This is a genomic window from Streptomyces sp. Isolate_45, from assembly GCF_024721315.2.
GTDB lineage: Bacteria > Actinomycetota > Actinomycetes > Streptomycetales > Streptomycetaceae > Streptomyces.
Genome location: NZ_JANFAK020000048.1, coordinates 28,058 through 52,749, shown reverse-complemented (window position 1 = coordinate 52,749; position 24,692 = coordinate 28,058). Strand labels below are relative to the sequence as shown.

General features: G+C 73.1%; 21 protein-coding genes. 15 read left to right on the top strand and 6 right to left on the bottom strand.

The window, feature by feature from the left end; translation table 11 throughout:
- Window positions 1–154 precede the first annotated feature (154 nt).
- The 8 genes from NOD94_RS17860 (at window position 155) to gatB (ending at window position 10,335) form a co-directional block, all read left to right on the top strand.
- A complete protein-coding gene (locus NOD94_RS17860; RefSeq protein ID WP_281206955.1) occupies window positions 155–844 on the top strand; it encodes an SDR family oxidoreductase in 690 nt (229 codons plus the stop codon).
- Window positions 841–1,824 (top strand): methionine synthase, encoded by a 984-nt coding sequence (locus tag NOD94_RS17855; RefSeq protein WP_281206954.1) that lies wholly within the window; start codon window positions 841–843, stop codon window positions 1,822–1,824. The genes NOD94_RS17860 and NOD94_RS17855 overlap by 4 nt, the downstream gene beginning before the upstream one ends.
- Window positions 1,825–1,854: 30 nt before the next feature.
- On the top strand, window positions 1,855–4,056 hold the full coding sequence (ligA, locus tag NOD94_RS17850; RefSeq protein ID WP_281206953.1) for an NAD-dependent DNA ligase LigA: 2,202 nt from the start codon (window positions 1,855–1,857) through the stop codon (window positions 4,054–4,056).
- A 568-nt stretch (window positions 4,057–4,624) separates the two neighbouring features.
- The gene (locus NOD94_RS17845) at window positions 4,625–6,646 is read left to right on the top strand and encodes a bifunctional diguanylate cyclase/phosphodiesterase (RefSeq protein ID WP_281206961.1); all 2,022 of its coding nucleotides are present in this window, start codon (window positions 4,625–4,627) and stop codon (window positions 6,644–6,646) included.
- Window positions 6,647–6,751: 105 nt separating this feature from the next.
- Window positions 6,752–7,048 (top strand): Asp-tRNA(Asn)/Glu-tRNA(Gln) amidotransferase subunit GatC, encoded by a 297-nt coding sequence (gene gatC / locus NOD94_RS17840; protein WP_281206952.1) that lies wholly within the window; start codon window positions 6,752–6,754, stop codon window positions 7,046–7,048.
- A 5-nt stretch (window positions 7,049–7,053) separates the two neighbouring features.
- Window positions 7,054–8,562, top strand: coding sequence for an Asp-tRNA(Asn)/Glu-tRNA(Gln) amidotransferase subunit GatA (gene gatA / locus NOD94_RS17835; protein WP_281206951.1), 1,509 nt, complete (start codon window positions 7,054–7,056; stop codon window positions 8,560–8,562).
- Window positions 8,559–8,804: a hypothetical protein gene (locus NOD94_RS17830; RefSeq protein ID WP_281206950.1), complete on the top strand. Its 246-nt coding sequence runs from the start codon at window positions 8,559–8,561 to the stop codon at window positions 8,802–8,804. The genes gatA and NOD94_RS17830 overlap by 4 nt, the downstream gene beginning before the upstream one ends.
- Before the next feature lie 16 nt (window positions 8,805–8,820).
- Window positions 8,821–10,335 (top strand): Asp-tRNA(Asn)/Glu-tRNA(Gln) amidotransferase subunit GatB, encoded by a 1,515-nt coding sequence (gene gatB / locus NOD94_RS17825; RefSeq protein WP_281206949.1) that lies wholly within the window; start codon window positions 8,821–8,823, stop codon window positions 10,333–10,335.
- 96 nt (window positions 10,336–10,431) lie between these two features.
- Here the strand turns inward: gatB and NOD94_RS17820 are convergent, their stop codons facing one another.
- A complete protein-coding gene (locus NOD94_RS17820; RefSeq protein ID WP_281206948.1) occupies window positions 10,432–11,169 on the bottom strand; it encodes an alpha/beta hydrolase in 738 nt (245 codons plus the stop codon).
- 212 nt (window positions 11,170–11,381) lie between these two features.
- Between NOD94_RS17820 and NOD94_RS17815 the strand changes: the two genes are divergently transcribed.
- The gene (locus NOD94_RS17815; protein ID WP_281206947.1) at window positions 11,382–12,179 is read left to right on the top strand and encodes an alpha/beta fold hydrolase; all 798 of its coding nucleotides are present in this window, start codon (window positions 11,382–11,384) and stop codon (window positions 12,177–12,179) included.
- A 91-nt stretch (window positions 12,180–12,270) separates the two neighbouring features.
- Window positions 12,271–13,002, top strand: coding sequence for a siderophore-interacting protein (locus tag NOD94_RS17810; RefSeq protein ID WP_281206946.1), 732 nt, complete (start codon window positions 12,271–12,273; stop codon window positions 13,000–13,002).
- A 112-nt stretch (window positions 13,003–13,114) separates the two neighbouring features.
- Here the strand turns inward: NOD94_RS17810 and NOD94_RS17805 are convergent, their stop codons facing one another.
- The gene (locus tag NOD94_RS17805; protein WP_281206945.1) at window positions 13,115–13,693 is read right to left on the bottom strand and encodes a DinB family protein; all 579 of its coding nucleotides are present in this window, start codon (window positions 13,691–13,693) and stop codon (window positions 13,115–13,117) included.
- A 52-nt stretch (window positions 13,694–13,745) separates the two neighbouring features.
- Window positions 13,746–14,549, bottom strand: a complete 804-nt coding sequence (locus NOD94_RS17800; protein ID WP_281206960.1) for a GNAT family N-acetyltransferase — start codon at window positions 14,547–14,549, stop codon at window positions 13,746–13,748.
- A gap of 181 nt (window positions 14,550–14,730) precedes the next feature.
- On the opposite strand from NOD94_RS17800, the gene NOD94_RS17795 reads away from it, so the two are divergent.
- The 5 genes from NOD94_RS17795 to NOD94_RS17775 all read left to right on the top strand — a co-directional run bounded on the left by NOD94_RS17795 (window position 14,731) and on the right by NOD94_RS17775 (window position 21,986).
- Window positions 14,731–15,117 (top strand): signal peptidase I, encoded by a 387-nt coding sequence (locus NOD94_RS17795; protein WP_281206959.1) that lies wholly within the window; start codon window positions 14,731–14,733, stop codon window positions 15,115–15,117.
- Window positions 15,118–15,324: 207 nt separating this feature from the next.
- A complete protein-coding gene (locus tag NOD94_RS17790; RefSeq protein WP_281206944.1) occupies window positions 15,325–17,577 on the top strand; it encodes an MMPL family transporter in 2,253 nt (750 codons plus the stop codon).
- 295 nt (window positions 17,578–17,872) lie between these two features.
- Window positions 17,873–18,493, top strand: coding sequence for a hypothetical protein (locus NOD94_RS17785; RefSeq protein WP_281206943.1), 621 nt, complete (start codon window positions 17,873–17,875; stop codon window positions 18,491–18,493).
- A gap of 167 nt (window positions 18,494–18,660) precedes the next feature.
- Window positions 18,661–18,828: a hypothetical protein gene (locus NOD94_RS17780; protein WP_281206942.1), complete on the top strand. Its 168-nt coding sequence runs from the start codon at window positions 18,661–18,663 to the stop codon at window positions 18,826–18,828.
- A gap of 80 nt (window positions 18,829–18,908) precedes the next feature.
- Window positions 18,909–21,986 (top strand): helix-turn-helix transcriptional regulator, encoded by a 3,078-nt coding sequence (locus tag NOD94_RS17775; RefSeq protein WP_281206958.1) that lies wholly within the window; start codon window positions 18,909–18,911, stop codon window positions 21,984–21,986.
- Here the strand turns inward: NOD94_RS17775 and NOD94_RS17770 are convergent.
- The 3 genes from NOD94_RS17770 to NOD94_RS17760 all read right to left on the bottom strand — a co-directional run bounded on the left by NOD94_RS17770 (window position 21,983) and on the right by NOD94_RS17760 (window position 24,670).
- On the bottom strand, window positions 21,983–22,171 hold the full coding sequence (locus NOD94_RS17770) for a DUF6191 domain-containing protein (protein ID WP_281206941.1): 189 nt from the start codon (window positions 22,169–22,171) through the stop codon (window positions 21,983–21,985). The genes NOD94_RS17775 and NOD94_RS17770 overlap by 4 nt on opposite strands.
- Before the next feature lie 39 nt (window positions 22,172–22,210).
- The gene (locus tag NOD94_RS17765) at window positions 22,211–23,497 is read right to left on the bottom strand and encodes a PQQ-dependent sugar dehydrogenase (protein WP_281206940.1); all 1,287 of its coding nucleotides are present in this window, start codon (window positions 23,495–23,497) and stop codon (window positions 22,211–22,213) included.
- A 165-nt stretch (window positions 23,498–23,662) separates the two neighbouring features.
- Window positions 23,663–24,670, bottom strand: a complete 1,008-nt coding sequence (locus NOD94_RS17760; protein WP_281206939.1) for an aldo/keto reductase — start codon at window positions 24,668–24,670, stop codon at window positions 23,663–23,665.
- Window positions 24,671–24,692 lie beyond the last annotated feature (22 nt).

The window sequence follows — 24,692 nt, the reverse complement described above, 5'->3', positions numbered from 1 at the left end:
AATTTGTTTAAAAAATTTTACCCACCACGACGCTCTTCCGATCTCGACCGGCCGGGCCGCGGACGAGGACCGGCCGGGGCGATCGCCGCCCGCCCCGCCACCGGCTTCCGGGCGGGGGCCACGAGGCCCCCTCGGGGGTGCGAGCATGACCCGTATGCCTACTCATCTCATCACCGGTGCCGGCTCCGGCATCGGCGCCGCCGTCGCGGCCCGCCTCCACGCCCGCGGCGACGACCTGGTACTCCTCGCCCGTGACGCCGGTCGGGCCCGGCAGCTCGTCGAGCTCTACCCCGGCGCGCGGACCCTCGTGGGCGACCTGGCCGATCCCGACCGCCTGTCATGGGCCTTCTCCAAGCAGCCGGTACCGGAGCGCATCGACTCCCTCCTGCACATCGCGGGCATCGTCGACCTCGGCCCCGTCGGAGAGCTCCGCCCCAAGACCTGGCACCAGCAGCTCAACGTCAACCTGATCGCCCCCGCCGAGGTCACCCGGCTGCTGCTGCCCACCCTGCGCGCCTCCAAGGCCACCGTCGTCTTCGTGAACTCCGGCGCCGGCCTGACCGCCCACGCCGACTGGAGCGCGTACGCGGCCTCCAAGCACGGCCTCAAGGCACTCGCCGACTCCCTGCGCGCCGAGGAGAAGGAGCACGGCATCCGCGTCACCTCCGTCTACCCCGGACGCACCGCGAGCCCCATGCAGGCCAAGGTGCACTCCCAGGAGGGCAAGGAGTACGACCCCGCCGCCTGGATCGACCCCGAGTCCGTGGCCACCACCATCGTCATGGCCGTCGACCTGCCCCGCGACGCCGAGGTGAACGACCTGTCCGTCAGGCCCGGCCGATGACCGCGAGCGCCACCGGCGTCGGCTCGCTGCCCGGCGGCGACGCCCGCGAGGCCGCCAAGACCGTCACCGGTTCCTTCGAGGAGTTCCCGTACCTCGCCGAGCTGCCCGCCCGCGGGCCCGGCGCGGACATGATCGGCCGTTCCCTCGGCCTGCTCGTCGACCTGTACGCCCACGTCGAGCCGAGCGGCTGGCGCATCAGCGACCGCCCGGGCCGAGACACCCGCCGCGCCCGTTCCTGGCTCGGCGAGGACCTGGACGCCCTGGAGGAGTTCACCCAGGGCTACCGGGGGAAGCTCAAGGTCCAGGCCGTCGGACCGTGGACGCTCGCCGCCGCCCTCGAACTGCACGGCGGCGAGGCCGTGCTCCAGGACGCCGGCGCCTGCCGGGACCTGGCCGCCTCCCTCGCCGAGGGCCTGCGCGAGCACCTGGCCGACGTCCGCAAGCGCATCCCCGGCGCCGAGGTCGTCCTCCAGTACGACGAGCCCTCGCTCACCGCCGTCCTCCTCGGCCGGGTCCGCTCGGCCAGCGGCTACCGCACCTACCGGGCCGTCGACCGGCAGGTCGTCGAAGGCACCCTGCGCGACCTCTTCGGCGTCCACGACGGGGAGGTCGTCGTCCACTCCTGCGCCCCCGAGGTCCCCTTCGGACTGTTGCGGCGGGCCGGGGCCGCGGGCGTCTCGTTCGATTTCTCCCTGCTCACCGAGCGCGAGGACGACGCCCTCGGGGAAGCCGTCGAGGGCGGTCTGAAACTCTTCGCCGGAGTGGTGCCGGGCACCGACGCCGCGTTGTCGGACCCGGGCGGTAGCGTCATGGGTGTCAGGAAGCTTTGGCGCAGGCTGGGACTGGCCCCGGGGACTCTCGCCGAGTCCGTCGTGGTCACCCCGTCGTGCGGACTGGCGGGCGCGTCGCCCGCCTACGCCCGCGCGGTGCAGGCCCATTGCGTCAGGGCGGCGAGGTCGCTCGCCGATAACCCTGAGTGACGGTCGAGACGGGCCACGGGAGGACACGGCATGGCAGCCGAACAGCAGGACACGGCAGTACCGACGGCGGTGCGTGAGCAGCACGCGCTGCTGGCCGAGCAGGTCGAGGAGCACCGCTTCCGGTACTACGTGAACGACCAGCCGGTCGTCAGCGACGCCGAGTTCGACAAGCTGCTGCGCTCGCTGGAGGCGCTGGAGGAGCAGTACCCGGAGCTCCGTACGCCCGACTCGCCCACCCAGAAGGTGGCCGGGGCGTACGCGACGGACTTCGCCTCCGTCGAGCACCGGGAGCGGATGCTCTCCCTCGACAACGCCTTCGACGACGAGGAACTGGCGGCCTGGGCCGAGCGCGTGGCCCGGGACGCCAACACCTCCGACTACCACTACCTGTGCGAGTTGAAGGTGGACGGCCTCGCCGTCAACCTCACCTACGAGAACGGCCGCCTCACCCGCGCGGCCACCCGCGGCGACGGCCGCACCGGTGAGGACATCACGCCCAACGTCCGCACCATCGCCGAGATCCCGGACCGCCTGAAGGGCGACCGGATCCCGGCCCTCGTCGAGATCCGCGGCGAGGTCTTCTTCCCGATGGAGAAGTTCGAGGAGCTCAACGCGCGGCTCGTCGAGGCGGAGGGCAAGCCCTTCGCCAACCCGCGCAACGCGGCGGCCGGATCGCTGCGACAGAAGGACCCCAAGGTCACCGCCGGCCGGCCGCTGCACATGGTCGTGCACGGCATCGGCGCCCGCGAGGGATTCGACATCGAGCGCCAGTCACAGGCGTACGAGCTGCTGCGCGAGTGGGGGCTGCCCACCGCCCAGCACAACGCGGTGGTCTCCACGCTCGCCGAGGTGCGCGAGTTCATCACCCGCTTCGGTGAGAACCGGCACTCGGTGGAGCACGAGATCGACGGCGTCGTCGTCAAGCTCAACGAGATCGCCCTCCAGGGTCGGCTCGGCTCCACCGCCCGCGCCCCGCGCTGGGCCATCGCCTGGAAGTACGCGCCCGAAGAGGTCAACACGAAGCTGATCGACATCAAGGTCGGTGTCGGGCGCACCGGGCGCGTGACCCCGTACGCCCAGGTCGAGCCGGTCACGGTGGCGGGCTCCGAGGTCGAGTTCGCGACCCTGCACAACCAGGAGGTCGTCAAGGCCAAGGGCGTCCTCATCGGCGACACCGTCGTGCTGCGCAAGGCGGGCGACGTCATCCCCGAGATCCTCGGCCCGGTGGTGGACCTGCGCGACGGCAGCGAGCGGGAGTTCGTCATGCCGGCCGAGTGTCCCGAGTGCGGGACGCCGTTGCGGCCGATGAAGGAAGGGGACATCGACGTCCGATGCCCCAACGGCCAGACCTGCCCGGCCCAACTGCGCGAGCGGATCTACTACCTCGCCGGCAGACAGAGCCTGGACATCGAGAACTTCGGCATCGTCGCGGCCGCCGCGCTGACCGGCCCGCTGGAGCCGGCCACGCCCCCGCTGCTGGACGAGGGCGACCTGTTCGGCCTCACCATCGAACAGCTGCTGCCCATCAAGGCGTACGTCCTCGACGCGGACAGCGGACTGCCCAAGAGGGACCCGAAGACCGGCGAGGAGAAGATCGTCACGGTCTTCGCCAACCAGAAGGGCGAGCCGAAGAAGAACGCCCTGGCCATGCTGGAGAACATCGCGGCCGCCAAGGAGCGCCCGCTCGCCCGCATCATCAACGGCCTGTCGATCCGGCACGTCGGCCCGGTCGCCGCGGAGGCCCTCGCCCGCGAGTTCCGTTCCATCGAGCGCATCGAGCAGGCCTCCGAGGAGGAACTGACGGCCACCGAGGGCGTCGGAGCGATCATCGCCGCCTCCCTCAAGGAATGGTTCGCCGTCGACTGGCACCAGGAGATCCTCCGCAAGTGGCGGGAGGCCGGGGTGCGGATGGAGGAGGAAGGTTCCGCCGAGGACCAGGGCCCGCGTCCGCTGGAAGGACTGACCGTCGTCGTCACCGGCACCCTCGTGGGCCACACCCGCGACGGCGCCAAGGAGGCCCTGCAGAGCCGGGGCGCCAAGGTCACCGGATCGGTGTCGAAGAAGACCTCCTTCGTCGTCGTCGGGGACAACCCCGGATCGAAGTACGACAAGGCAGTGCAACTGAAACTGGCCATCCTGGACGACGCCGGTTTCGAGGTCCTGCTCGAACAGGGGCCCGACGCGGCGCGCGAGGCCGCGCTCCCCCTGGACGACGGGACCGCGGCGGAGTAGTAACCCACACGGGAGCCGCCGCGGGGGAGCGGCGGCGGCGAACGGATGCGTGGCGTGCGGCCGTACGGGCGGGCGCACGCCCGGCGCGGCACCCGGTGGTAAACGGCCGGTACAGGCCTGGTCGTGGCGTGGTGGGCTATCGGATCATCGGACGGGCGACGGGGGGGCCTGGTCCGAACTCACCCGTTCGGCGGATACCGTACTGATGAGGATGGCTGGGTCGCATTCGGGCAACCACTGCCGACCGCTGCCCCTGGATGCCTCTCGCGTCCTACTGTTGTGGGGTGCGCCTGTCGTGCACGGCTGCCTGGATGCGCTTCCAGCCGTGATGGCATGACATCGGGGCCATCGCGTGACATCGGCATCGCCGGCTGTGAGAGGGACGGGCATGAAACCCACCGAAAGCGCCGACCCGTCACCTGAGTTCGGCGGGGAACCCCCGCCCGTGCGGACGGGCCGGCTCGGTGTCCTGGGTGCCAGGACACCGGAGACCCGTCCCCTCGACACCGGTGCGGGCGGCGGAACCCGGGGGCAACGGCGCACCGTACTGCCCCTGGTCGTCATCGGTATGGCCGCGGTGGTCCTCGCCGCCGGCATCGTCTCCACGCTGACCCACCGTCAAGCCCTGTTCCCCGGCGGCCGCGTGGGTTGGGCGCTGGCCCTCCTCACCGGAATCATCGTCGGCCACCTCGTCGCCCTCGGCCGGGACCGCTGGTGGGGCGGCACCGGCTCGGGCGCCGCCCTCACGCTCGGCGTGCTCCTCCTCTACGGCTGGGTCCCCGCCGGACTCGTCTCGCTGGCCGTGGTCACCCTGGTCGGCGCCGCGCGCCGGCACCGCTGGCGCCAGGGGCTGCTGCACGGCTGCGTCGACATCCTCGGCATCGGCGCTGGGGCGCTCGTCCTGGCCGCCTTCGACGACGCGCCCGACGTCGAGGACCCCTGGCTGCCCGGCACCTGGGGCCTCGCCGACGTCCCCGAGGTCGTCCTCGTCGCCGTCTCCTACCTCGCGGTCACCCGGCTCCTGCTCTGGTGCGCGCTCACCCCGCGCGGCGGCGGGCTGCCCACCGTCGCGCGCACCGCCCTGCTCCGACAGGCCCTGGTCGCCGCGGCCCTCCTCGGCATCGCCCCGCTGATCTGCGTCGTCGCCGTCAGCCAGCCGGTGCTGCTGCCCCTGTTCGCCGTACCGCTCATCGCCCTCGACTCCACCCTGTGGATCGCCCGCGCCCGGGCCGAGGAACAGCTGCGCGACCCGCTGACCGGACTGCCGAACCGCCAGTGGCTCCTGGAACGCGCCTGGTCGGCCCTCGACGAGGCTGAACGTTTGGGCACCCGGTCCGCCCTCGTGCTGATCGACCTGGACCGCTTCCGCGCGGTCAACGACACCCTCGGCCACCTGGCCGGGGACCGGCTGCTGCTCCAGATCGCCGACCGGCTGCGCCAGGCCCTGCCCCAGGACGCGGAAGTGGCCCGGCTCGGCGGCGACGAGTTCGCCGTACTGCTGCCCGTCGCCGACTCCACCACCAGCGCCCAGCGGGTCGCCCGCCACCTCGTCGCCGAACTCAGCTCCCCGCTCGACCTCGACGGCCTCACCCTCGTCCTGGAGGCCAGCGCCGGACTCGCCGTCTTCCCCGACCACGCCCTGGACGCGGAGGGACTGCTGCGCCGGGCCGACGTCGCCATGTACCAGGCGAAGCGCGACCGCACCGGGGTCGAGGTCTACGAATCCAAGCGCGACAGCAACACCCCGGACCGCCTGGGGCTCCTCGGCGACCTGCGGCGCGCCCTGGACGCCGGCGAGGTCGAACTCCACTACCAGCCGAAGGTCCGCTTCGACGGGCAGGTCGCCGGCCTGGAGGCCCTCGTCCGCTGGGTGCACCCGGAACGGGGACGGGTCCCCCCGGACGAGTTCATCGCGATCGCCGAGACCTCCGGACTCATGCCCCACCTCACCGAGTACGTCCTGGAGACGGCCCTCGCCCAGGTCGCGCGCTGGCGCGCCCAGGGCCTCAAGGTGCCCGTCGCCGTCAACGTGTCGCCGCGCGACGTCCACACCCCGGGCTTCGCCGGGGCCGTCGCCGCCCGCCTCGCCCGACACGGCGTCCCGGCGAGCGGCCTCCAACTGGAGATAACGGAACACGTCCTGCTGGAGGACCCCCAGCGGGCCGCCGACACCATGGCCGGGCTCACCGGGCACGGCGTGAAGATGTCCCTGGACGACTTCGGCACCGGCTACTCCTCCCTGGTGCACCTGCGCCGCCTCCCCGTCAGCGAGCTGAAGATCGACCGCTCCTTCGTCGCCCGGCTCGCCGTGGACGCCCAGGACGCGGAGATCGTCCGCTGCACCGTCGACCTGGCGCACTCCCTGGGCCTGCTCGTCGTCGCCGAGGGCGTCGAGGACGACGAGACCTGGGAGCGGCTGCGCGACCTCGGCTGCGACGCCGTGCAGGGCTGGCTCGTGGCCGCCGCGATGCCACCGCAGGAGGCCACCGCGTGGCTGCTGGCCCGCGGCGAACGCGGCTGGCGCCGCCCGGCGGACATCAACGCCGAGCTCGCCGCCGCCGCGGCCGCCGCGGAGCCGCAGTCCTCGTGACCAGGTGACGGGACCGGCGAGGTGACCATGTGAGTCGATGCCGGGCAGCGCCGCCCTCTAGGATTGGGCCCTACGCCCAGAACTCCAACCCCAGAGGATCGCCGCATGCCTGGCATTACGCGCGAGGAGGTCGTTCACCTCGCTCGGCTGGCACGTCTTGAGCTGGCCAGCGATGAGCTGGACCACTTCGCCGGACAGCTCGACGACATCATCGGCGCGGTCGCCCGCGTTTCCGAGGTAGCCGACCAAGACGTACCGCCGACCTCCCACCCGCTGCCGCTGACGAACGTCATGCGCGCGGACGAGGTCCGCCCGTCGCTCACCCCCGAGCAGGCGCTTTCCGGCGCTCCCGCCCAGGAGCAGCAGCGTTTCAAGGTGCCGCAGATCCTGGGGGAGGACTAATCACCATGACCACCGAAAACATCCTGAGCATCATCAAGCTCACCGCCGCCGAGACCGCCGCGAAGATCGCCTCCGGCGAACTCACGGCCGTCGAGGTCACCGAGGCCCACCTGGCCCGCATCGAGGCGACCGACGAGAAGGTCCACGCCTTCCTGCACGTCGACCGCGAGGGCGCCCTCGCCCAGGCGCGTGCCGTCGACGCCAAGCGCGAGGCGGGCGAGGAGCTCGGCCCGCTGGCCGGCGTACCGCTCGCCCTCAAGGACATCTTCACCACCATCGGGGTTCCGACCACCGTCGGTTCGAAGATCCTCGAAGGCTGGATCCCGCCCTACGACGCCACCCTGACGCGCAAGCTGAAGGAAGCCGACGTCGTGATCCTCGGCAAGACCAACATGGACGAGTTCGCCATGGGGTCCTCCACCGAGAACAGCGCCTACGGCCCCACCGGCAACCCGTGGGACCTCACCCGCATCCCCGGCGGCTCCGGCGGCGGCTCCGCGGCCGCGCTGGCCGCCTTCCAGGCCCCGCTCGCCATCGGCACGGACACCGGCGGTTCCATCCGCCAGCCCGCCGCCGTCACCGGCACCGTCGGCGTGAAGCCCACGTACGGCGGCGTCTCCCGCTACGGCATGGTGGCGTTCTCCTCGTCCCTCGACCAGGGCGGTCCCTGCGCCCGTACGGTCCTGGACGCGGCCCTGCTGCACGAGGTCATCGCCGGGCACGACCCGCTCGACTCCACCTCCATTGACGCGCCGGTCCCGCCGGTCGTCGAGGCGGCCCGCAACGGCTCCGTCGCCGGCATGCGCGTCGGTGTCGTCAAGCAGTTCTCCGGCGAGGGCTACCAGGCCGGCGTCGTCCAGCGCTTCAACGAGTCCGTCGCGCTCCTCAAGGAGCTCGGCGCCGAGATCGTCGAGCTGGACTGCCCCTCCTTCGACCTCGCGATGGCCGCGTACTACCTGATCGCGCCGTCCGAGTGCTCCTCGAACCTGGCCCGCTTCGACGCCATGCGCTACGGCCTGCGCGTCGGCGACGACGGTACGAAGTCCGCCGAGGACGTCACCGCGCTGACCCGCGAGGCCGGCTTCGGCGACGAGGTCAAGCGCCGCATCATCCTCGGCACGTACGCGCTCAGCTCCGGCTACTACGACGCGTACTACGGTTCGGCCCAGAAGGTCCGCACGCTCATCACGAAGGACTTCGAGAAGTCCTTCGAGCAGGTCGACGTGATCGTCTCCCCGACGACCCCGACCACCGCCTTCCCCATCGGCGAGCGCACCGACGACCCCCTCGCGATGTACCTCGCGGACCTGTGCACCATCCCGACCAACCTGGCCGGCAACTCCGCCATGTCGCTGCCCTGCGGCCTGGCCCCGGAGGACGGTCTCCCGGTCGGGCTCCAGATCATCGCCCCGGCGATGAAGGACGACCGGCTGTACAAGGTCGGTGCCGCCGTCGAGGCCGCCTTCATCGAGCGCTGGGGTCACCCGTTGCTTGAGGAGGCACCGTCGCTGTGAGCACCAGTGCACTGTCCAAGGCCAAGGGCTTCAAGAAGTCCAAGACCGGCACCTACCTGTCGATCGGCACCACGGCATTCGGCGCCCTGAGCGTGTTGAAGCAGGTCAAGAAGGCCCGCGTCGAGCACGACACGCTGAAGCTGATCGACGCCGCCGTGTCCGCCGCCGCCATCGTCACCGGCCTCGCGATCCTGTACCGCGAGCTGAAGCGCCTGGGCGACGACGACGTCCTGCTGGGCTGAGAGGGAAAGTTTCACCGTGACCACCTTCACCGAACTCCTGTCGTACGAGGACGCTCTCGCCTCGTTCGACCCCGTCATGGGTCTTGAGGTCCATGTCGAGCTCGGCACCAGGACCAAGATGTTCTGCGGCTGTTCGACCGAGCTGGGCGCCGAGCCCAACTCGCAGACCTGCCCGGTCTGCCTCGGTCTGCCCGGCGCGCTCCCGGTCGTCAACGAGATCGGCATCGAGTCCGCCATCAAGATCGGTCTCGCGCTGAACTGCGAGATCGCCGAGTGGTGCCGCTTCGCCCGGAAGAACTACTTCTACCCGGACATGCCGAAGAACTTCCAGACCTCCCAGTACGACGAGCCGATCGCCTTCAACGGCTTCCTCGACGTACAGCTGGAGGACGGCGAGATCTTCCGCGTGGAGATCGAGCGCGCCCACATGGAGGAGGACACCGGCAAGTCGCTGCACGTCGGCGGTGCCACCGGCCGCATCCACGGCGCGTCCCACTCCCTGCTGGACTACAACCGCGCCGGCATCCCGCTCATCGAGATCGTCACCAAGCCGATCGAGGGCGCGGGCGAGCGGGCCCCCGAGGTCGCCAAGGCGTACGTCGCCGAGCTGCGCGAGGTCATCAAGGCGCTCGGCGTCTCCGAGGCCCGCATGGACAAGGGCCAGATGCGCTGCGACGTCAACCTGTCGCTGCGCCCGACCCCCGAGTCCGAGTTCGGCACCCGCTCGGAGACCAAGAACGTCAACTCCCTGCGTTCCGTCGAGCGGGCGGCCCGCTTCGAGATCCAGCGCCACGCGGCGGTGCTCTCGTCGGGCGGCTCGATCGTGCAGGAGACCCGGCACTTCCACGAGGAGGACGGCTCCACCACGGCCGGCCGCATCAAGGACAACGCCGAGGACTACCGCTACTTCCCGGAGCCGGACCTCGTGCCCGTCGCCCCGGCCCGCACCTGGGTCGAGGAACTGCGCGCCGGTCTGCCCGAGATGCCGCGCGTGCGCCGCAACCGGCTCCGCGAGGAGTGGGGCGTCAGCGAGCACGACATGCAGTCGATCCTCAACGCGGGCGCGGTGGACTCCATCGTCGCCACGATCGAGGCGGGTGCCGACTCGGCCGCCGCACGCAAGTGGTGGATGGGCGAGCTGGCGCGCAACGCCAACGAGCAGGGCGTCGTCGTCGACGAGCTGCCGATCACCCCGGCGCAGGTGGCCCGGGTCGCGGCGCTGGTCGCGGACGGCTCGCTCAACGACAAGCTGGCCCGTCAGGTCATCGAGGGCGTCCTCGCCGGCGAGGGCACCCCGGACGAGGTCGTCGACAAGCGCGGCCTGAAGGTCGTCTCCGACGAGGGCGCGCTCGGCGCGGCCGTGGACGAGGCCATCGCGGGCAACGCGGCCATCGCGGACAAGATCCGCGGCGGCAAGGTCGCCGCCGTCGGCGCCCTGGTCGGCGCGGTCATGAAGACCACCCGCGGCCAGGCCGACGCGGCACGCGTCAAGGAGCTCATCCTGGAGCGCCTGGGCGTCACCGAGGGCTGAGCCCGGCTGAGCCCACCACGGCGCCGCCGCGCCTCCCGCCGCAGCCGCGGCCGGAGCCGAGGCCGGAGCCGAGGCCGGAAGGGCCCCGCACCCCGATCAGGGGGTGCGGGGCCCTTCCGCGTCACCGGCCCGGGCCCGCCCGACCACGTCCAGGACGGCCCGCGCGACCTCCTCGGGCCGGTCCTCGTGGAGGTAGTGCCCGGCGCCGGGCACCACGGCGTGCCGGCCCGAGGTGGGCCCGGCCGCGATCCCCGCCTGGAGCCGGGTCCACCGCGTCCGCAGCCGCCGGGGCAACCCGCGCGAAGCGCTGAGCACCGTCACCGGTACGTCGGGCAGCGCACGGGTCGCCCGCAGCCGCCGGAGTTCCGCCGCGTGCCGGGCGGCCAACCCGTACTCGGCCCGTACGGTCCTGGCCCCGGGCGCCCGCCGCAGTACGAGCAGCGCCCCGGACACGGCGTCGGAGGCCCGCACCAGCGGGGGCCGGAACTCCTCGTGCGCGGGGTCCAGCAGGGCCGGCCCGGCCACCCGCTCCGGCTGCTGCCGGGCCAGGACCTGGACCAGGAGCCCGCCCCAACTGTGGCCCACCAGGACGTACGGACCCGGCCCGGCGGAGTCCAGCAGCGCGGCGAGATCCGCGACGGAGCCCGCCAGGGTGGGCCCCGGCGCGGGGGGACGCGTACCGAGGCCGGGCCTGTCGTGGGCGATCACCCGGGTCCGCGCGGTGAGTGCGGGCAGCAGCGGCGCCCAGGTCGAGGCCGCCGTGCCGGCGGCGGCGACGAGGACGACGGGCGGGGCGGTCGGACCGGGGCCGAGCGGGGGCGGGACGGGGCTCAACTTTCCTCCAGGACAGGCGGATCGGGCGCGGTGGCCGGCGAATCGGCGACCCCGGACGACCGTACGCCCGGGCTCGCGGCCGGTGGCGCGGGGGACGACGGCAAGCGCGGCGATCGGCGGGCTGGACGAAGATCCTAGATTCTGTAGCGGCCGCTACGAATATCGGCTAGCGTTCGTTGTCTAACGACCGCTACAGAAATGCGAGTTCCGGTATGAGCACCTCCGCGCCCCGCGCCGTCCACCCCCTCTACGCCCGCACCGTCCGCAAGGGCAGCGGTGGGCCCGGCCTGTTGCTGGCCCATGGCGGCGGCGGGTCGGTCGCGGACAACTTCGGGCCGATCCTGGACCGGTTGGCCGCCGCGCACACCGTGGTCGGCGTCGACTACCCCGGCACCGGCGACACCCCGCGCGCCACCGAGCCGCTCCGGCTGGACGACCTGGCCGACCAGTTGGTGGCCGCCGCCGACGCCGAGGGACTGGAACGGTTCGCCGTGCTCGGGTACTCCCTCGGCGGCAACGTGGCCGTGCGGATCGCCGCACGGTACCCGGAGCGGGTGAGCGCCCTCGTGCTGACCGCCACCTTCGCGCGGGCCGGCCGCGGGCTCGGGCCCATCGCCGGGTTGTGGTCCGAGTTGGGTCGGCGCGGCGAGGACGAACTCCTCGCGCGGCTCCTCGTGTCGCTCGCGTTCAGCGAGGAACAGCTGGAGGCGCTCGACCCGGAGCAGGTCGAGGGCGTGGCGCGGACCATGGCCGCCACGATGCCGCCCGGGAGCGGCGACCACGCCGCCCTGGTCGGAACGGCCGACCTGCGGGGTGACCTCGCGGGGCTCGACGTACCCGCCCTCGTCGTCGTCACCACCGGGGACCGGCTCGTGCCGCCCGCCCTCCAGCGGGAGCTGGCGGCGGCGCTGCCGGGCGCGCGGGTCGCGGAACTGGCCACCGGGCACCTGCCGTTCGCCGAGCGCCCGGCCGAATGGGCGACGCTCGTCCAGGAGTTCCTGGCGGCCTGAGGACGGGTCGGAGCCTGGGCGACGGCCCCTCCCGAAGGCCTGGGTTAGGCTGACCTAACCAATGGGGCGTCGGGTGAAGGGGTGGGCGGACATGGCCGCAGGCAAGGGCTGGGAGGGCGTGGTCCTCAAGCTGCTCAGGGGCAAGGACTTCACGTTCACGGTGACGGAGGTCGAGCAGGTCACCGAGCACTTCCGGCGGATCCGCCTCACCGACGGCGGGCTGCTCGCGGCCGCCGGGGAATCCCTCCACCCCACCATGTGGGTCCGGGTCTGGTTCGAGGGCGGCAGCCGACCCCACCAGCGGGCGTACACCCTCGTCGACCCCGACCCGGCCACCGGGACCTTCGCCTTCGAGTTCGCCCTGCACGACGGGCTCGCCAGCCGGTGGGCGCGCGACGCCGTGCCCGGTGACACCGTCGAAGCCACCGTGCAGGGGACCGGTTTCGCCGCGCCCGACCCGGCGCCCGAGCGGCTGCTGGTGATCGGCGACCCGGCCTCCCTGCCCGCCATCAACTCCCTGCTGGACGCCTACCCGCAGACCCCGGCCACCGTCTGGTTCGAGACGCAGCACGCCTCGGACGTCGACCTGCCGATGCGGGTCGACACCGACCGGCACGACGTCCGGCGGGTGGAGCGGGGCGGCACGGCGCTCGCCGACCGGGTCCGGGCCGAACTGCCCGAGCTGGTCGCGGACCCCGCCTCGGCCTACGTGTGGATGGCCTGCGACACCGCGACCACCCGCGCCCTGACGGCGTACCTGCGCAAGGACCTCGCCCTGCCGAAGCAGCGGGTCAACAGCCTGGGCTACTGGCGCGCCGCCTGACCGTCGGCGGCCGCCGCGGCCCGCGAACGAGCCCGAGCGGGCGCGAGCGGGCTAGCCCGGCCGGTCGTGAGCGGGCGAGCCCCGCCGGGCGCCGGCCGTCGGGCGGGAGCGGTCATGCCCCGACCGTGCCGTCCACGGCCTCGCGGAGGAAGTCCGCGTGACCGTTGTGGCGGGCGTACTCGTGGATCATGTGCAACATCACCACGCGGGCCGAGACGTCCGCCTCCCACTTCGGGACGTGGGCCGTCACGTCGAGGGACTCCAGCGAGGCCTCGACCGACCGGGAACGCTCCACCTCGGCCTCCCAGGCGGCGAAGGCCTCCGCCATCGTGGCGCCGGTCGTGTCGTAGGCGGCCTGGAAGTCGTGCCGGTCGGACCACACGTGCGCCACGTCCGCCTCGCCGCCCAGGGTGCGGCGGAACCACTGACGCTCGACCTCGGCCATGTGCCGGACCAACCCCAACAGGGACAGTGTGGACGGCGGCGAGGCCGGGCGCCGCAGCTCCGCGTCCCCGAGGCCCTCGCACTTCATCGCGAGGGTGGCCCGGTGGAAGTCGAGGTACGCCCGCAGGGTCTCGCGTTCACCCGCGGTGAGGGGCGGGCCGGTGCGCTCGACCTTCCGGACGACGGGGCCGGCCGCCGGGTCCGTGGTGCCGGTGGGGGTTCCTTCGGTGTTCGTGCTGCTCTTCATGGGGACGATCCTGCCGCCTTCCGCAGCCTTCGGGGAAGGGCTCCGAGCCACCTCAGCCCCGCCACACGTACGGGACCGTGGCCCCCAACACCGCGAAACCCAGGCGCTCCAGGATCGGCCGACTGTCGTCCGACGCGTCCACCTGAAGGTACGGAATACCCCGCTCCGCCGCCACGCGGGCGCGGTGGGCCACCAGCAGTCGGTAGATGCCCCGACCGCGCCACCGCGGGTCGGTGCCGCCTCCCCACAGCCCCGCGAAGGAGGAGCCCGGCCGCATCTCCATCCGAGCCGCGCTCACCGGCTCGTCCCCGGCCATCGCCACGACGGCCTCGACCGTCCCCGGCTCGTCGCGCAGCAGCCGCAGCAACGTCTCCCGAATGCTCGGCCGCTCGGTGCCGAAGGCCCGCCGATGGACCTCCATCATCAGGTCCACCCCCGCCCCGTCCTTCACCACCCGCAGGGTGACGCCCTCCGGCGGCTCCACCGGCAGCGCGGCGAGCGCGGCCGTCCGCGCCACCAGCAGCGTCTCCGCCGGCTCCGGTACGAAGCCCGCGGCGCGCAGCCGCTCCCCGAGGTCCGCGGGCCGGTCGTGGGAGTACCACTTCCACTCGAACTCCGTCCCCGCGCCGGTGTCGCCCCGGGCCGCGAAGAAGGCCACCTGCGCCGCGATGGCCGCGTCCGCCGTCCCCTCGTCGAGGTCCGACCACAGCACCCCGTTCCAGCCGAGACCGGGCACGGTCTGCCGGACGACCGGCCCCACCCGCTCCACCCGCGCCGCCGCCACGTCGGGCACCGCGTCCCGGCGCATCTGCGCGTCGTAGAGGGCGCGTACCGCCGACAGCTCTTCACGATCCATCACTTTGCTCATCGGGCCAGCCGACCAGCCGCCGGCGCGCTCCGGCAACTGGATTAACCTCGCCTGCGTGAACGCCCTCCCCGCGCACGAGAATCCCGCGCACCCCGAGAACCCCGCGAACGTCGACTTCGCCGTCCACACCGGCAAGGCCGGCCCCGACGCCGCCACCGACCGCGGATGGATCCTCGGCCACTTCAAGCCTCCGGGCGACCCCCGCCACAGCGAGGACGTGGAGATCAAGTGGGGCGTCCACCGCAAGGGCGAGGAGCGCGAACGTTGGGTGACCGGTGAACGGCGCACCGCCCTGCAGGTGCTGATCAGCGGCCGGTTCCGGCTGGAGTTCCCCGGCCGCAGCGTGGTCCTCGCCGAACAGGGGGACTACGTCGTGTGGGGGCGCGGCGTCGACCACTCCTGGTACGCGGAGGAGGACTCCGTCGTCCTCACCGTCCGGTGGCCCTCCGTGGCGGGCTACCGCGTCGACGTCGAGGCCGATGCCACGCCCAGTGTTCCGGCCGGGGCCCGGTCCGTTCCCCCGACCGACGTTCCGGACGGCCCCGTGAACGACTGACCAAGGTCCCGCACTTCCCCGCCGGCCTGTGACGATGCACACGAAACGGGCCAACGATCACGAAACGTTGAGATCGTGGCGTCGAGGTGTAGACCTTCCCGACGTGACGGGGCGACCCCCCGGACGGCGGCCGTCCGCACGAGTTCAAGCGTTCTTTGCGTCGGGCCGACTCCCGGTGAAGATCCGAACCACCAGGGAGCACGTCCGTTGGCAGCAATCGCACGGTGGTGCATGCGGCACCGCTTGGTCACCGTCCTGATCTGGCTGCTGGCCCTCGGCGGGACCGCCGCGGCCGCCGGCGTCACCGGCAGCGCGTTCTCCACCGACTACGAGGTCCCCGGCACCGAGTCCGCCAAGGCCCACGCCCTGCTCCGCGAGGGCTTCCAGGGACAGGGCGGGGACACCGACACCATCGTGTGGCGGACCCCGGACCACCGGACGGCGCGCAGCCCCGAAGTCGAACAGCGCATGACCCGCGCCCTGGACGCCGTCGCCGCCCTCCCCGGCGTCGGATCAGTCGCGAGCCCCTACGGGCCCGGCCCGGGCAGCGCCGCGCAGATCAGCGCCGACGCCCGCACCGCCTACGCCGTCGTCACCTTCGACCGGCCGGCCGACGCCGTACCCAAGGCGCAGGCCCGGGCCGTCGTCGACGCCGCGAGGAACGACACCACCCGGGCCGACGGCCTCCAGGTCGAACTCGGCGGCCGTGCCATCGGCCTGACCGAGGCGCCCGGCGCCCACCTCGCCGAGGTCATCGGTGTGGTCATCGCCGCCGGCGTCCTCTTCCTCGCCTTCGGCTCCCTCGCCGCGAGCCTGCTGCCCATCGCCACCGCGCTCGTCAGCGTCGGCAGCGCCTACTTCGGCATCACCCTCCTCGGGCACGCCATGCCCGTCGCCGACTTCGCCCCCATGCTCGGCACCCTCGTCGGCCTCGGCGTCGGCATCGACTACGCCCTGTTCATCGTCACCCGGCACCGCAAGGGCCTGGCCCGCGGACTCACCGTCGACGAGGCGGGCGAGAGCGCCGTCGCCACCACCGGCCGGGCCGTCGTCTTCGCCGGCGCCACCGTCTGCATCGCCCTCCTCGGCATGCTGGTGCTGCGGCTGAACTTCCTCAACGGCGTCGCGATAGCCGCCTCCCTCACCGTCGTCCTCACCGTGGCCGCGTCGGTGACCCTGCTCCCCGCGCTCCTCTCCTACATCGGCACGCGCGCCCTCTCCGGCCGCGAGCGGCGCAGGCTCGCCGCCGAGGGGCCCCGGCCGGAGCAGCCCAGCGGCTTCGCCGCCCGCTGGTCGGCCTTCGTCGAGCGGCACCCCAAACTGCTCGGGGCCGTGGCCACCGCCGTCATGGTGGCGCTGGCCCTGCCCACCTTCTGGCTGCACCTCGGCACCTCCGACCAGGGCAACAACCCGGCCGGTTCCACGACGCGCAAGGCCTACGACCTGCTCGCCGAGGGCTTCGGACCCGGCACCAACGGCCCCCTCACCCTGGTCACCCGCCTCGACGGCCCCGGCGACCGGATCGCCGTGGACCGGATCGCCGAAGCGGTACGGGACACCCCCGGAGTGGCCTCCGTGAGCCCGGCGGTCCTCAACCGGGGCGGTGACACCGCCGTCCTGAGCGTCGTACCGGACTTCGCGCCACAGGCCCGGGCCACGAGCGACCTCGTCGACACCCTCCGCCGGGACGTCATCCCGCGCGCCTCCCACGGCAGCTCGGCGCAGACCCACGTCGGTGGGGTGACGGCCGGCTACGACGACTTCGCCGAAGTGATCGTCGGGAAGCTGCCCCTGTTCGTCGCCGTGGTGATCGCCCTCGGCTGCGTGCTCCTGCTGCTGGCCTTCCGGTCCGTGGGCATCCCGCTCAAGGCGGCCGCCATGAACGTCGCGGCCGTCGCCTCCTCCTTCGGCGTGGTCGTCGTGATCTTCCAATGGGGTTGGGGGAGCGAGCTGCTGGGTCTGGGGAGCGCGGGGCCCATCGAACCCTTCCTCCCGGTGATCATGGTGTCGGTGCTCTTCGGGCTCTCCATGGACTACCAGGTCTTCCTCGTCAGCCGGATGTACGAGGAGTGGCTCGAAACCGGCGACAACAAGCGGGCCGTGCGGATCGGGCTGGCGGAGACCAGCCGGGTCATCAACTCGGCGGCCGTCATCATGATCGCCGTGTTCCTGGCCTTCGTCCTGAGCGGCGACCGGATCATCGCGATGTTCGGCATCGCCCTCGCGGCCGCCGTCGCCCTCGACGCGTTCGTCCTGCGCACCCTTCTCGTACCGGCCCTCATGCACATGCTCGGCGGAGCCAACTGGTGGCTGCCCGGCTGGCTCGACCGCCGGCTGCCCCGCATCAGCATCGAACCGCCGGAGCACCGCACGCGCGCGACCCTGCCCGCGCAGCGCCCGGACCCGGACCACGCGGACCCGGACCCGGACCACGCGGAACCGGCCGTTCTGTCCCGCTGATCGGTCCCGCGTCGAGGCCGCCGCGCACACCGCCCTGCCCACGGGATCCGGGCCGCCCACCCCCGCCCCCCGGCCCGCCTGCCGGGCTCCGACGCCCGCGGGGGGTGACCGTGAGGGCCGAGGCGCGGACCACGGGCCGCGCGCTCCCCGGCCGCGGACGGGCCGCAGCCGGCAACGCCGACCCCCTCCGGACCACCCCGTCGCGGGCCCCGGGCCCGGGACCTGCGGACCTTCCGGGCGGACACCGCCCCGGCCTCTCAGAAACCTCTCAGAAAGGCCGCCTACGGTGCGCGGCATGGACATCAAGAAGACCCCCGCCCCGACCGCCCCCGAGGCGGCCGCGGACGCCGTCGCGGACACGGCTGCCGGTACCCCCGCCGCCCCCGCCGACACCACCGTCGAAGGCACCCCGGCCGCCGGCGCCCCCGCCGACGCGGACGCGTCCGACGACGAGGCCTTCGAGCACGCCGAGGATTCCGCGTACGACGACGATGACGAGGCCTCCGCGCCGCAGGAGCACGCCGGTGTCGGCTCCGCGGCCTCCGCGATCGTCGCCGCGGGCCTCGGGCTGGTCGCCCTCAGCGGTAGCTGGGTCTCCCGCGTGATCGCCGAACGCCAGACGCTGATCGGCCAGATCGAGTCGGCCAACGCGGCCACCGCCAAGGAGAAGATCGCCGCCCTGTACGGCGACGCCTGGCACATGACCGCCCTGGTCAACGGTGTCCTGTCCACCCTCGCCCTCCTCATCGCCGTGTTCGTCCTGGCCCGGCCCGCCTTCGGCGCCCCCGGCCGCGTCCTGCCCGTCTGGATCCGGTCCGTGTCCTGGGCCGCCGTCGCCCTGGGGCTCCTCGGCGTCCTGCTCTTCGGCCTCATGTACTTCGACGTGCTCGTCCCCATGCCGACGGCCGCCGAGTAGGCACCTCCTTAGGGCGCTCCACCCGGCCTGGAGCGCCCGGCCCCGCGGCCTAAGGCCCCCGACCCCGTACAGATGCGGCATGCGCCCGATGCGGCGGCCCCCTCTGGGAAGCGAATCTTGGATCACACCGAACGAGGTGCCCGAGAAACACCACCAGGGAGTACGAGATGTTCGAGTACGAGATGGCCACCGCCCGCCGCGCCGACCTCATCCGCGAGGCCGACCGGTACCGCATGGTCCAGGAGGCCAAGAAGGCGCAGCGCGCCTCCTCCCGCGGCCAGGAACCCGAAGGGCCGGTGAGAGCCGTCCGCAGCCTCTTCACCCGCGCCGCGTAACCCGCGCCGCACGCCACGTGAACTGATACGTGATGAGAAGCGCAGCGATATCCGGTGCCGCCGAGCCGCAGCTCTGTGCGATGCTCGGCGGCGTGGAGACCAGATCTGTCAGCCCGGTGTTCGTCGGCCGAGCCGACGAACTGGCCGTACTCGTGGACGCCCTGACACGGGCCGCGGAACAAGAGCCGCAGGCCCTGCTCATCGGGGGCGAGGCCGGGGTCGGCAAGACCAGGCTGACCGAGGAGTTCATCGGCGAGGCCACCCGCCGCGGCGCGGTCGTGGCCGTCGGAAGCTGTGTGGAGATCGGGGCGGAGGGGCTTCCCTTCGCCCCTTTCTCGACGGCCCTGCGCGCCCTGCACCGCCGGCTGCCCGACGAACTCGCCACCGCGGCCGCCGGGCAGGAGGACGAACTCGCCCGGATCCTCCCCGAACTCGGCGAGACCCCCCGCGGCCCCCACGACGAGGAGAGCACCGCCCGGCTCTTCGAACTGACGGCCCGGATGCTGGAGCGCCTCGCCGCCGACCGCACCCTCGTGCTCGTCCTGGAGGACCTGCACTGGGCGGACACCTCCACCCGGCACCTGCTCGCCTACCTCTTCCGCACCCTCGGCAGCGGCCGGCTCGTCATCGTCGCCACCTACCGGGCCGACGACATCCACCGCCGCCACCCGCTGCGCCCGCTCCTCGCCGAACTGGACCGGCTCCGCGCCGTCCAGCGCATCGAACTGCCCCGGTTCAACCGCGCCGAGGTACGCCGCCAGCTCGCCGGCATCCTCGCCTCGCAGCCCGACGAGAACTTCGTCGACTCCGTCTTCGACCGCTCCGACGGCAACGCCTTCTTCGTCGAGGAACTCGTCGCCTCCCGGCAGAGCGGCTGCCGCACCGGGCTCACCGAATCCCTCCGCGACCTGCTCCTCGTCCGGGTCGAGGTCCTCCCGGACGCCGCCCAGCGCGTGGTGCGCATCGTCGCCGAAGGCGGATCCACCGTCGAGTACCCGCTGCTGCGGGCCGTGGCCCGGCTCGGCGAGGACGAACTCTTCGAGGCGCTGCGCGCCGCCGTCGGAGCCAACATCCTCCTCGCCACCGCCGACGGCGACGGCTACCGCTTCCGCCACTCCCTGGTCCGCGAAGCCGTCAGCGACGACCTCCTCCCCGGCGAACGCGCCCGCGTCAACCGGCGCTACGCCGAAGCGATGGAGGACGACGAGACGCTGGTCCGCGCCGAGGAACGCGTCATCCGGCTCGCCAACTACTGGTACGCCGCCAACGACCCCGCCAAATCCCTGCCCGCCGTCCTCGCCGCCTCGGTGACCGCCCGCCGCCGGCACGCCTACTCCGAGCAGCTGAGCCTGCTGGAACGGGCCATGGACCTGTGGGACAGCACCCCGCGCGAGATCCGCGAGGGCCTGCGCCCGGCCGACTACACCGACGTGTACCCGCCCTGCGGCTGCGACCCGGCGACCACCCCGCTCCAGCGCCTCGACCTGCTGGCCGAAGCCACGGTCGCCGCCCGCTTCGGAGGCGAACGCGAACGCGCCCTGAAGATAACCAAGATGGCCCTGCGGACCCTCGCCGAGGACAGCGACGATCCGCTGCGCGCAGCCTGGTTCTGGGCCGAACGCTCCCGGCTCGTCGCCGGACTCGGCCGCGGCGACGGCTGGGAGGAAATAGCCAAGGCCCAGGAACTGGTCAAGGGCCTGCCCCCGTCCCAGGTGCACGCCGACGTCCTCGTCCTCGCCGCCGGTTGGGGCATGCTCCACAACCCCGGACCGGGCAACCTCGCCGCCGCCGAACGCGCCGTCAGCTACGCGCGCATGGTCGGCGCCGAGGACACCGAACTCAACGCCCGCATCACCCTCGGCTGCCTCCTCACCGACTCCGGTGACGGCAGCGCCGGACTCGCCGAGATGCACGCGGTCAAGGACCGGGCCACCGAACTCGGTCTCATCCCGATCGTGGGACGCGCCCATATCAACCTCACCTCCCAACTCGAAAGCATGGGCCGGTCCCGCGAAGCCGTGGAACTGGCCGAACAGGGCGCCCAACTGGTCAAGAAATCCAGGCTCATGGACACCGAGGCCTGGGTCTGCGGGAACATGGCCGAGAGCCTGTACAGCCTCGGCCGCTGGGACGAGGCCGCCGAGGCGGCCCGGCGCACCCTGAGCGTCGGCCAGAGCGCGGCCCCCCGCGGATCCGCCTCCGCCCGCCTGGCCTACCTGGCCCTGGCCCGCGGCGAACTCGTCGAGGCCGCCATGCAACTGGCCGCCGCGCACACCCACTTCGGCACCCACGACACCCAGCCCCAGCACCGGGTCCCGCTGTACCGCCTTGCCGTCGGCGTGGCCGCCGGCGAAGGCCGGATCGCCGACGTCCGCTCCGAGATCGAGGAAGCCATCACCCTCGGCTTCCGGCTCGGCCAGCACCGCTACGCCTGGCCCCTCCTGCTTGCCGGGGCCTCGGCCGAGGCCGACTCGCGCGGCCTGCCCGCCGCCGAACCGGGTCGGAGCGCCGCCCTGGGCCTGCTGCGCACGGCCGCCCGCACCCTGGCGACCCCGGCGCCGGTGTGGATCGCCCACGCCGAGTACGTCCGCGCCGAGCTACTGCGGGCCGAAGCCGCCGACACCGTCGCCGACTGGACCACCGTGGAGGCGGCGGTCCGCCCCCTGGAGCGCCCCTATCTCCTGGCCCGGGCCCGCCACCGGCTCGCCGAGGCCCTGCTGGCCGCGGGCGGGGACCGGACCGCGGCCGTCGCCCTGCTGCGCGACGCCCACGCCACCGCCGACCGGCTCGGCTCCCGACGGCTGCGCGAGGACCTGGCCCTGCTCGCCCAGCGCGCCCGGATTCCGCTGGACGCCGAGGCCGACGCCCAGCAGGCCCCGCTCGCCGCGGAAACCGACCCGGCCGAGGCCCTCGGCCTGACCGGCCGCGAACGGGAGGTCCTGAGGTTGGTCGCGGGCGGCAGCACCAACCGTCAGATCGCGGAGGAGCTCTTCATCTCCCCGAAGACGGCCAGCGTGCACGTGTCGAACATCCTGGCCAAGCTGGGTGTCGCCGGCCGCGGCGAGGCGGCCGCCCTCGCCCACCGCCTGCGCCTCTTCACCCCCGTCGCACCACCGACACCGCCCACTCCGGCGGGGATGCCCGCCGGCCGCCGCTAGGGCCCGGCCGCCTCGTCATCGGGACTCTCGGAAGGGCGTATGAGCACCTTTCCGGAATCCAGGTCTATCGGGCCCCGTCCCGGGTCGCCGTCGCTGACGTCGGTCCGGGACAGCTCCAGGCGCTTCGTCTCCTCGTCCGTGTGCTTGCGGCCGGGGTTGAACAGTTCCTCGATCATGTTGAACACCGCGCACCGTGCCTCCCGCCCCTCCGGGGCCTCGTCCGGTCACCGCACCTTCAGGGTCAGGATCCTGTCGTCGCCCGTCTCCGGCGAGCCCCGCCCGTCCGTCTCGCTCGTGACCAGCAGCAGGCCGTCCCCACCGAGCGGGACCACCGTCCGCAGCCGCCCGTACTTCCCCTCCAGGAAGGCCTCCGGCTCCGCGACCGGTACGGCCCCGTCCAGCGGGATCCGCCACAACCGTTGGCCCTTCAGGCCGGCCATCCAGATCGAGCCCTGCGCCCACGCGATCCCGCTGGGCGAGGCCTCGTCCGTTCTCCACACCGCCACCGGATCCCGGAAGCCGGGCTTCGACGCCTTCCCCTCGGCCTCCGGCCAGCCGTAGTTGACGCCCGGCTCGATCAGGTTCAGCTCGTCCCAGGTGTTCTGCCCGAACTCGGCCGCCCAGAGGCGCTTGTCCTTGTCCCAGGCCAGGCCCTGTACGTTGCGGTGACCGTACGAATAGACGACGGAGTCCGCCTCGGGGTTGCCGTGCACCGGTTCGCCGTCGGGCGTCATCCGCAGGATCTTGCCGCCGAGCGACTTCTTGTCCTGGGCCAGCCCCGTCTCACCGGTCTCGCCCGTCCCCGCGTACAGCATCTTGTCCGGCCCGAAGGCGATCCGGCCCCCGTTGTGGATGACTCCCTTGGGAATGCCCCGGAACACCGTGTCGGGCGCCCCCAGTTGCTGCCCCGGCGCTCTCTGTTCCTCATAGCGCATCCGGGCGATCCGGTTGTCGGACTCCGTGGTGAAGTACGCGTAGACCAGCCGGTCCGTCGCGAACGTCGGGGACACGGCCAGCCCCAGTAGGCCCCCCTCACCGCCCGGCGCCACCCCGGGGACCTCGCCGATCGGCGTCACCGCGCCGGTGTCGGTCCGGACCCGGCTGATCGTGCCCTTGTCCCGGGAGGCGACCAGCAGGTCGCCGCCGGGCAGCGCCGCCACGCCCCACGGCGACTCCAGGCCCTTGGCGATCTCCCCCGACACCGTCACGGCGCCCTTCGCGGGAGCAGCCGGGGTCCTCGCCGAGGCGGAGGACCCCGGTGACGCCGACCCGGCCGGCGGTGACCCCGGGGGAGAGCCGCCCGCACCCGCCCGCGCTCCACCCGACGACGAACAACCCGCCGCCAGCAGGGCTCCGCACCCGACCAGCGCGAGCGCGGCCAGGCGGTTGCGCCGGCCCGCGCCGCGCACCCCGTACCGCCCCGGCAGCCGCTCCCGCGGACCGCTCCGGCCCCTGACCCCGCCGGCGCCGCCCGCGCCCCCGGGCCCGTTGATCCGTCCGTCGTCCCACATCGCCCTGCTCCCCTCCGTGGCCGCCTGCCCTTCCCCTGTTCCAACAGCCGGGACAGCCCGTGAAGTTCCACCGCTCGTACACCCGATCGAGTGCACTTGCCGCGCCCGCCGGCGGGTTGCGCCCGGCGTCGGGAGGTGCGCCTCCTCCGGCCCGCCCGTGACCGCTCAGTCCCAGGCTCCCACCGCCGACGGCAGTGCCGCTATCTCGGACAGTTCGGCGGCCGTCAGCCGCACCTCCGCCGCCCCGGCGTTCTCCGCGGCCCACCGGGCCCGATCGGCCCCCGGCACCGGTATCACGTGCGGCCCCTGCGCCAGCACCCACGCCAGCGCCACCTGCGCCGCCGTGACCTGCGGCCCGTGCCGCAGCGCCACCCGACGCAGCCCCGCCACCAACACTTGGTTCGAGGCCATCGCGTGCGCCGTGAACCGCGGATGCCGGGCCCGCACGTCCGCGTCCTCGAAACCCTGCCCCGGTGTCAGCGTCCCGGTCAGGAACCCGCTGCCCAGCGGCATCGCCGCCAGCATCCCCACCCCGCGCGCCGCGCACCAGGGCAGCAGTTGCCACGCCGCCTCCGGGGACCACACCGACAGCTCCGCCTGCACCGCCGTCACCGGGAACACCTGCTGGACCCGCTCCAGCCGTCGCAGGGTCGTCCCGTACGCGCGGTCGCCGCGCCGCCCCGCCCCGGGCCCGGCCCCCGCGCCCAGCGCGCAGTACCCGAGCGCCCGTACCTTGCCCGCGCCCACCAGCTCCGCCATGGCGCCCCAGGTCTCCTCCACCGGGACGTCCGGGTCCACCCGGTGCAGCTGGTACAGGTCGATCACATCGGTCCGCAGCCGGCGCAGCGAGGCGTCGCAGGCCCGACGCACGTAGCCCGGCCTCCCGTCGGCCACCACGTGCTGCTCGCCCGCCCGCAGTCCGACCTTCGCCGACACGAAGGCGTCGGCCCGCCGCTCCCGCAGGACCCGTCCGACGACCAGCTCGTTGGTGAACGGACCGTACAGATCGGCCGTGTCCAGCAGGTTCGCCCCCAGGTCCAGCGCCGTGTGCACGGTGCGCAGCGACTCCTCACCCCGGTGGAGCGACGGCGCGTAGGCCCAGCTCATCGGCATGCAGCCGAGCCCGATGGCTCCCACCGTCAGCGGTCCCGACCCGATCGACCTGCGCTCCACCCCTGCGTCCCCCTCCCGGTAC